Below are 8,030 nucleotides of genomic sequence, written 5' to 3'. Positions count from 1 at the left end.
TGGCGCGTCACAATCCAGATGCTGGTGGTGAATCGACAGCAGGAAACTTCTCTTTAGGTGAAGCCAATCCTTATTTGAAAGCTTCTGACTGGGGATGGCAGATCGATCCAATCGGTCTACGCATTACCTTAAATAACTTGTATGATCGTTATCAAATCCCATTATTTATCGTTGAAAATGGTTTAGGTGCCCTAGATACGGTCGAAGAAGATGGTTCGATCCATGATAGCTACCGCATCGATTACTTAAAAGCGCATATCGAGCAAATGTATGAAGCGATCGAAGATGGAGTCGAGTTGATGGGCTACACGTCTTGGGGCTGTACCGACTTGGTTTCTGCTTCGACTTCTGAAATGAGCAAACGCTACGGCTTTGTCTATGTCGATGCGGATGATCAAGGAAATGGAACATTTGACCGTTCACGTAAAGATAGCTTCTTCTGGTATCAAGACGTGATCAAAACAAATGGTGGCAGTGTGTTGAGTGAATTAAATTAGTCAAATAAGGTCGATCGAGTATGGTTTGATACTCGATCGACCTTATTTTTTTCGAAGTATTCTTAAAGTTTAAGAAAGTCTAAAGAATAAGTGTAAAATATGAATTTTTTTAGATTTTGAAAAATTATTTTTGTGGATTAAAAACAGAATGTTATATTACATTTTTATTTTACTTATGCAATATCATATAACAAAAATGAAAGATGAGTGTATTCGTAATATATTCTATTAAAAATAAGAATGATGCATAAATGATTGAATATTAAATAATTTCATCTTAAAACAGCTAGAATATGTAAATATAATAATTAACTATAAAGTTTATTACTTGCTGCTATGAGAACTACTATGCACTTTATTGTGAAAAAGATAATTTATTACTGAAATATTATGAAATCTATTTTTAAAATAACATTTTTTAATATTGAAAATATCGATTTAATTTACCATATAGCGTTTTTTACTAATTTCGATATAAAAAAACCGTATTTATTAAAAAAAAATAGTGTTAAGATTAGTTTGTAGATGATATCACGAATAGTATTGATACCAATTTAATCAGGTTATCTATATCTATTAAAGTTAAAATAATCACAATAGTTATAAAAAGTGCTTCTCAAAAATAAAAAATTGTCAAATGAGGAGGATCAGAAATGACAAAAAAAAATTCAACGGTATTTGTTGCATTAGTAATAAGTTTTTTAGCCATGATCATTTTTTCTTATCCACAGATTACTCATGCAGCCGATCCTACACCAAACTACACCGTCGATTATGCCCCAACGACAATCCCAACATTTCCAGCAATGACGCAAACGAAAGTTACAGATGAAAAATCTTTAGTTGATGCTTTGGGACAAACAGATATCACAAATCAAGAAATAGTATTACAAAACGATATCACGTTGACGAAATCAGCTTCGGTTTTGAGTGGAGCAAACGGTGGTAAGATCTTAAATTTAAATAGTCACTTACTGACTGGAACGTCAGCAGCAAATCTTTTAATTCCGAATACCAGTATGATAGATAATTTTAAATTGATGAATGGTAGAATCAATGCTGGGAGAAATACGACTAATATTAGAGGAGATACAGAAATTTCGTCTCTAAGTGGTTTTATCTTAGTTGACTATCGGAAAAAAATTAATTTTGTCGTGGATACGATCGATTATAAAGCAAATAACAGCGGTAGTACAACAGCGCGCGGTGGATTTTTCAAGGGGATTGCTTCTAATGTGTTCGTAACGGGAACGACGTCAGTAGATTCTGGAACTTATAATTTTCGTGTAGGCAATATTTCATTTTTGGATACAACATTTAACGGAAATACTACCGATAGTGGAAATCCTGGTGACTATTCTAATGGAAGTGGAGGAAATAACATCACTTTTGTGGGATATAGCACGGCGTCTAATTATCGATCAACAATTTTAGGCGTTGGTGTAGTTCCATCGCAAATGAACGGTGATCGTCGGATGTATGTCGATAAAAATAGCAAAGTAACGCTCAAGAATTCAAATACTAATTCTGATGCTTATTCCAATAATATTGGAAATTTTTCCACAATCACTGTCGAGGGAGCTTTAACGGCAAATGCTTCCGAAACATCATTGCGGACAACAGCTCCTCGAGATTTGGGGAATAGCTCCGTCTATGACAATGCAGCTGGAACATATAATGGACAAGCCAACATCAATGTCCAACCTGGTGCAACTTTTAGTGCAAGTTCCACTGATTCTAGCAATAATTATGGTGTCATGTACATGTATTCCACAGATCTCAATGTAAACAATCCTAAAAATTTTAATATGATCTATAATGGATCGCAACCATTTTTCTATGCTTATGCTAATAGACAAGCAAATAACTTAAGATTTTACAACATGAACATTGCTGTGTGGAATAAAAATAAATTGGGTGCTGGTAGCTATGATCAGTTTTGGTCAAATGTTTCTTATTTTGAGGTATTGAAATTTTATAGAGGAACTTATCCAACTATACTTGCACCTAGCAATCAAGTCGGATTAAATACTATCAAAATCGATGATTATTCTCGGATTTCAAATGATATTTTCTTACCAGTCGTCATTTTAGATCCTGCTTATCAAAATGGATTATCGAATACGAGTAATAAATTATCCGGAACGACGGGGTATATGATCCCGACTAAAGACGCCAGTGGAAAGTTAGTACCGACTACAAATTACACTGGTGATCCAGTCATTAATGGGACGATCACAGTGAAAATCGGTACGGACACGTATACGACAACAACAGATAGTACCGGAAAATGGTCGATCGATACGATCAAAACGTCTCCTTCTTATAAAGGTGGAACCGTAGGAACGATTCAGGTTCAAACAACAGATGCTCGGAATTCACTTCCTTTAGAATTTACGATTGTTGATAAGATCCCACCAGTGGCTACACCTAAGCTGATCAAACAAGTACAAGGGACCACATTGACAGATCCTAAGTTAGGATTGGCAACATATTCAGATGATACGACAGCTACAGCAAATCTAAGTGTTTCATTTAAAAATACAGCACAAGAATTAAAACAAATGACAGATACAGCAGGCGTGTATTCTATTCCGATCGAAGTCAAAGACGAAGCTGGAAACGCGACGACGGTCGATGCGCCACTGGTGGTCTATCCATCAGGTGAAAGTGTGACGAACGCTTATATTGTTGGAAATAATCTAAGCGTCAATTATCTGACTTGGAACAATGCCACGGCAGCCGAAAAACGGCAACTTTTAATCAATGCTGGACTAAAAGCCTATACGATATCAGGTAATACAGTGACTGACGTTACTAACGATACGACGACATTTATCGTAACGATTCCGAATCAAACATGGCAACCAGATCAAACCTATGATATTGCATCAAATATTGGAACTTACAGAAAAACGCTCAAAGTCACTCTCGAGTCACGACAAACAACGATGAATATCAAACAAGTTTATTCTGGGACCAATAATCCAATCTATAGCGACTATAAACAAAAAATAAAAGTACCAGATAACATAGTAGAAACAGTGACAGTGGGTAGTAATCTATCTGATCTTTTAGCTACGCTACAAAATCAGCAAAAATTTACATTAAACTATCCAGGTTACCAAACAATTAAATTATCTGATTATACGATTTTGCAAAATGGACAACCAATTACGACTACGACCGTACCAGATGGTGAGTTTGATATCATCTTTAACTATACTGGTGAACTTACGGTGGCGGCTCCTAATGTCGATTTTGGAGAAATATCTTTAGGAGAAAATCAAACAACATTATCTGATGACAGTCAAGATCTTGTTGCGATCACCAATACGATATTAAATACACAATGGAACTTAAAAGCATTCTTATCGAAAGAAATTACTAGTGGAAGTGATCGCTTCAACGGTCAGTTGATCTATCGTACTTCGACCAAAGATGTAGGGTTAAACGGTTCTAGCCAAACGATCCAACAAAAAACTTATACAGGAACACCAGAACCCTATGAAGTAGTTACTTTAGATGATCAAGATACAGGACAACTTGTATTGGATCAGTACTATGGAAATTACAGCAAAGGCTATAGTGGAACAATTACCTGGAGTTTGGAAGATACGGTATCAGCTGAAGCCGCAAAATAATGTAGTGAGAGGGGACGGGAAAGTATGATAAATCAACAGAGATTACGAAATCGATTATTGGGGCTATTCATTTTATTGATGGGACTATTCAGTTTCTATACGTATCAAGTGCACGCAGACGACGCCTTGTCCTTTACGATTTCTGTAAAGCCAGTCGAAAATCAAATCGATAAAAAAGCAACTTACTACGATTTACTTGTTGAACCAAATATGAAACAAAATCTAACCGTGATCGTAAGTAACAGCGGAGATAAAGTCAAAAAAATAAAAGTGACACCTACTAATGCAATTACAAACCAAAATGGATTGATTGATTACTCTCCACAAGAGGAGTCGTATAAATATGATCCAACTTTAAAACATCCGTTTACTAGTTTAGTTGGACAAGCACAAACGATAGACGTTCAACCAAATGAGCAAAAAGATGTAGTCTTTAATTTACAGATGCCTGCTGAAGAATTCAATGGGACCATACTTGGCGGTTTTGTAGCTGAACTTGTCGACGAAAAAACTGATAGTAAAGCCAGTGAAGGGGTAAATATCGTCAATAAATTCCAACTTGTCAAAGCAGTACGTTTAAAAGAAAATGATACACCTGTCAGTCCAGAATTAAAGTTAAATGATGTGAAACCAGTTTTGGTATCGTATCGAACAGCTGTGACAGCAAATCTACAAAATATCGAACCTGTGATGTTTGGTAAGTTATCGATCGATGCCAAGATTACAAAAAAAGGTCAAACTGAAGTCTTAAAATCTCGCAAAGCTGAAAATTTAGAAATGGCACCGAACTCAAATTTTGATTTTCCGATCTCTTGGGAAAATGATCCATTAGATCCTGGTACGTATACATTAAATCTAGTTGCCAAGTCAGGCGAAAAAGAATGGAAATTTACTAAAGATTTTACGATCGAAGGTGAAGAAAGTCAAAAATTGAATAAAGAAGCAGTAGAGTTGAAAGAAAAAGAAACGCCTTGGCTATTATATCTCTTAATCGCAATCGTCGTATTGCTCGTGGTCATTATTCTTTTATTGCTACTGAAAAAAAGAAAAGATGATCAAGAAAAAAATACTTTTTAAGATAAATGTCAATCGCTGTGAAAGGGGGGATGCGTTGTGAAAAAGTATTTTTTATAGTTGTAGCTCTATCGTGTATGTCTTTAGTTCATGTCCACGCAGATACACTTGATCAAACGGATATGGCAACGACAAGTACGACTATTGAACCAAATACTGATTCTGCAATGGCGAAATCTAAAGCCACGATAGGGTTTACAAGAGAAAGCAGTTCTGAAGAAGGAAATAGCTCTGAAGAACAGAATAGTTCAGAACAGACGAATGAATCACAGGGAAATTCGGAGACATCTACTACGAGAGAAAATGGTATATATATACCAAGTTCATCTACATCTAAATCGCAGTACAGTGGCTTATTACCATCGACTGGCGAAGCGACGCAACTATTATTACTGATTATTGGGGTACTCGTCATATGTATAATTTGGCTTATGATAGTTTATCGAAATAGAGAAAAGAAGAAAAGGGGAGAATCAAAATGAAAAAAGCAATTTTAGCTACGATCTTATTGAGTGCAGGTGTGTTATTGACTTCTGTTGTTCAAGCAGAAGATAAAGTTGCAGATTCAGATGCTTCAGTTAAAGTAACAGCTGGATCAGGACCCGTAGATCCAGAAGATCCAAATAATCCTGGTGGAGAAACTGGTCAAAATGGACCATTAAGTTTAGATCAGGTCATTCAATTTGAATTTGCTGATTTAAAATTATCAGGTGGAAGTACGAGTGTACCATTAAAAGCCACAACAATGCAAAATGCTCAAGTAACGGATGCACGCGGTACAGGAGCAGGTTGGCAATTGCAAGTCAAACAATCTGAATTGCAGACAAGTGATCAGACTAAAACACTAAAAGGCGCACAGATAAATTTAGCAAATGCGGTCGTTGCGGCTGGAAGAACAAATACTTCTACAGATGCACCAACAATGAATACTGCATCTTTAGCATTAAACGAAAACTATCAACCACTTACAACTGCTGTAGCACAAACAGGTTTAGGTACTTGGTTGATCAAGTACAATGCAGATAGCACTAATGATATTACATTAAAAGTTCCTGCTGGAAATCTTATTGGTGATTACACAGGAACAGTTACTTGGCAATTAAGCGACAGCCCAACACCTACAAATCCTTAAATTAAAAGAATCAATCGACTGCAAACGTAGAGGAGTGAGAAAGATATGAAAAAAGTAGTTCTTTGTGCAAGTGTCTTATCAGCTGTTGCAATTGGTTATAGCTTACACACATTAACAGCACAAGCAGAAACGATCGATAGTAAAGCTACAGTTACTGCTATTGCTGGTACTGATCCAGTCGATCCAGTCGATCCAACCAATCCCGAAAATCCTGGGACGAATCCTGGTGAAGAAGGAAATAATACTGGTCAAGATGGTTCGTTACAAATCAATTATGTTTCTAATTTATTGTTTGGGGAAAATGTTAAATTAACAGGAAAAACTGTACAAGCAGGAATCAAAAATACAGCGACACCATATTTCCAAGTAAGTGACTTGCGTGGTACTGGAGCTGGATGGAACCTAAAAACGTCGTTAAGTGATTTTACCAATACTGCTGGAAAAACGATTAAAGGTGCTAGTATTGCATTTACTAGCGGTGTCGTACGTACACCTAATACCGCAAAAGATAACGGAGCGACGACTACAGATATTACGTTACAAGCTGGTCCAACAGCAGCGCCGCAATCATTATTAAAAGCGAATGCAGGTACAGGTAGAGGCACGTGGTTGGTCGCGTATGACAAAGCAGATCAAACAGAAAATAAAAAGATCATGTTCTCAGCACCCACAGAATCGATCGATACCCAAACTATGTATACTGCAAATCTAACTTGGCAATTAGAAGATGGACCAACGTCGAATTAAGCTAACTAGTCGATTATAAAAAAGGGGATGTAAGTATATGAATACTAAACAAAAAATGAGTTTATTGATTGCATCGAGTTCTTTGGTTGGATTGGCATTCTTACCTGCAACGATCTATGCTCAAGATACAACAGCTAGTTTTAATTTGACTGCACCTACAAGTAATCAGTTGTCATTTCAAAGTGCATCAGATTTAAATTTTGGTTCTTTAGAATTATCAAATGCAGCGATCAGCCAAAATAGTACAAACGATGTAGCGATTGTTATCAATGACTTACGTGGTACGGGAACAGGATGGAAAGTTACAGGGACATTAGGTAAATTTACGGACTCAACGAAAGAATTAAAAGGAGCGGCGATTACTTTTGTCAGTGGATCAGCAGTAACCGCAGGTGCAAATAGTGTAACTTTTGATACAGATAAAAATGTTACATTAGATGCAGGTGCTGCTGCTGGATCAAGATTGATCAATGCAACAACTAATGAAGGAAATGGGCAAACGACCACTACGTATACTAAAGATAATGTTCAATTAACCGCGCCAACTGGTCAATTGGTAGGGAATTACACTGCTACACTAACCTACACGCTATCTGATACTCCAGATGCGAACTAAAAATTAAAAAAGTATCAAAACGGATGGATATTCGTTTGATTGAAGTTTTGAGAAAGTGTAGAGAACAATTGAAGAAGTAAAAATAAAAATCATTAATGAAAAACTGTCGAGTGTAATCAATGACTCGGCAGTTTTTTATTGTTGTATATAAAATAACAGTTTGTTATATTGATTTATTTTTAAGTAAATAAAATTATGTGGAAACATAAAATAGGCTAATAATTTATGTTTTTTAAATAAAAAAACGATATTTTATTCAAAAAACAAAAGTTTCAAAATAATTAAATAACTATAAAATATTGGTTTACATCCAAAAAACA

General features: G+C 35.8%; 7 protein-coding genes. All 7 read left to right on the top strand.

What is annotated here, in order from left to right:
* On the top strand, nucleotides 1–497 hold a 497-nt coding region (locus tag QZ413_RS04590; RefSeq protein ID WP_297076945.1), incomplete at its 5' end, for a family 1 glycosylhydrolase.
* 653 nt (nucleotides 498–1,150) lie between these two features.
* Nucleotides 1,151–4,141 carry a hypothetical protein gene (locus tag QZ413_RS04585; protein WP_297076943.1) on the top strand — a complete coding sequence of 997 codons (2,991 nt, stop codon included), beginning with the start codon at nucleotides 1,151–1,153 and terminating at the stop codon, nucleotides 4,139–4,141.
* A 24-nt stretch (nucleotides 4,142–4,165) separates the two neighbouring features.
* Nucleotides 4,166–5,218, top strand: coding sequence for a DUF916 and DUF3324 domain-containing protein (locus QZ413_RS04580; protein ID WP_297076940.1), 1,053 nt, complete (start codon nucleotides 4,166–4,168; stop codon nucleotides 5,216–5,218).
* Between the two features lie 29 nt (nucleotides 5,219–5,247).
* Nucleotides 5,248–5,697: an LPXTG cell wall anchor domain-containing protein gene (locus tag QZ413_RS04575; RefSeq protein WP_297076938.1), complete on the top strand. Its 450-nt coding sequence runs from the start codon at nucleotides 5,248–5,250 to the stop codon at nucleotides 5,695–5,697.
* Nucleotides 5,694–6,347, top strand: a complete 654-nt coding sequence (locus QZ413_RS04570; RefSeq protein WP_297076936.1) for a WxL domain-containing protein — start codon at nucleotides 5,694–5,696, stop codon at nucleotides 6,345–6,347. The genes QZ413_RS04575 and QZ413_RS04570 overlap by 4 nt, the downstream gene beginning before the upstream one ends.
* 45 nt (nucleotides 6,348–6,392) lie before the next feature.
* Complete coding sequence (locus QZ413_RS04565; protein WP_297076934.1) at nucleotides 6,393–7,094, top strand: WxL domain-containing protein; 702 nt, start codon at nucleotides 6,393–6,395, stop codon at nucleotides 7,092–7,094.
* A 37-nt stretch (nucleotides 7,095–7,131) separates the two neighbouring features.
* On the top strand, nucleotides 7,132–7,710 hold the full coding sequence (locus QZ413_RS04560) for a WxL domain-containing protein (RefSeq protein WP_297076932.1): 579 nt from the start codon (nucleotides 7,132–7,134) through the stop codon (nucleotides 7,708–7,710).
* The last annotated feature ends 320 nt before the right edge of the window (nucleotides 7,711–8,030 follow it).

It is taken from the genome of uncultured Enterococcus sp. (assembly GCF_913775425.1).
In the GTDB taxonomy this organism is placed as follows: Bacteria; Bacillota; Bacilli; order Lactobacillales; family Enterococcaceae; genus Enterococcus_G.
This window is presented reverse-complemented; position numbering and strand designations above follow the sequence as displayed.

What these genes read in the sequence shown, in the direction of transcription:
- QZ413_RS04585 (WP_297076943.1), top strand. Translation starts at nt 1,151, where the DNA reads ATGACAAAAAAAAATTCAACGGTATTTGTTGCATTAGTAATAAGTTTT.
- QZ413_RS04570 (WP_297076936.1), top strand. Translation starts at nt 5,694, where the DNA reads ATGAAAAAAGCAATTTTAGCTACGATCTTATTGAGTGCAGGTGTGTTA.
- QZ413_RS04580 (WP_297076940.1), top strand. Translation starts at nt 4,166, where the DNA reads ATGATAAATCAACAGAGATTACGAAATCGATTATTGGGGCTATTCATT.
- QZ413_RS04565 (WP_297076934.1), top strand. Translation starts at nt 6,393, where the DNA reads ATGAAAAAAGTAGTTCTTTGTGCAAGTGTCTTATCAGCTGTTGCAATT.
- QZ413_RS04575 (WP_297076938.1), top strand. Translation starts at nt 5,248, where the DNA reads ATGCGTTGTGAAAAAGTATTTTTTATAGTTGTAGCTCTATCGTGTATG.
- QZ413_RS04560 (WP_297076932.1), top strand. Translation starts at nt 7,132, where the DNA reads ATGAATACTAAACAAAAAATGAGTTTATTGATTGCATCGAGTTCTTTG.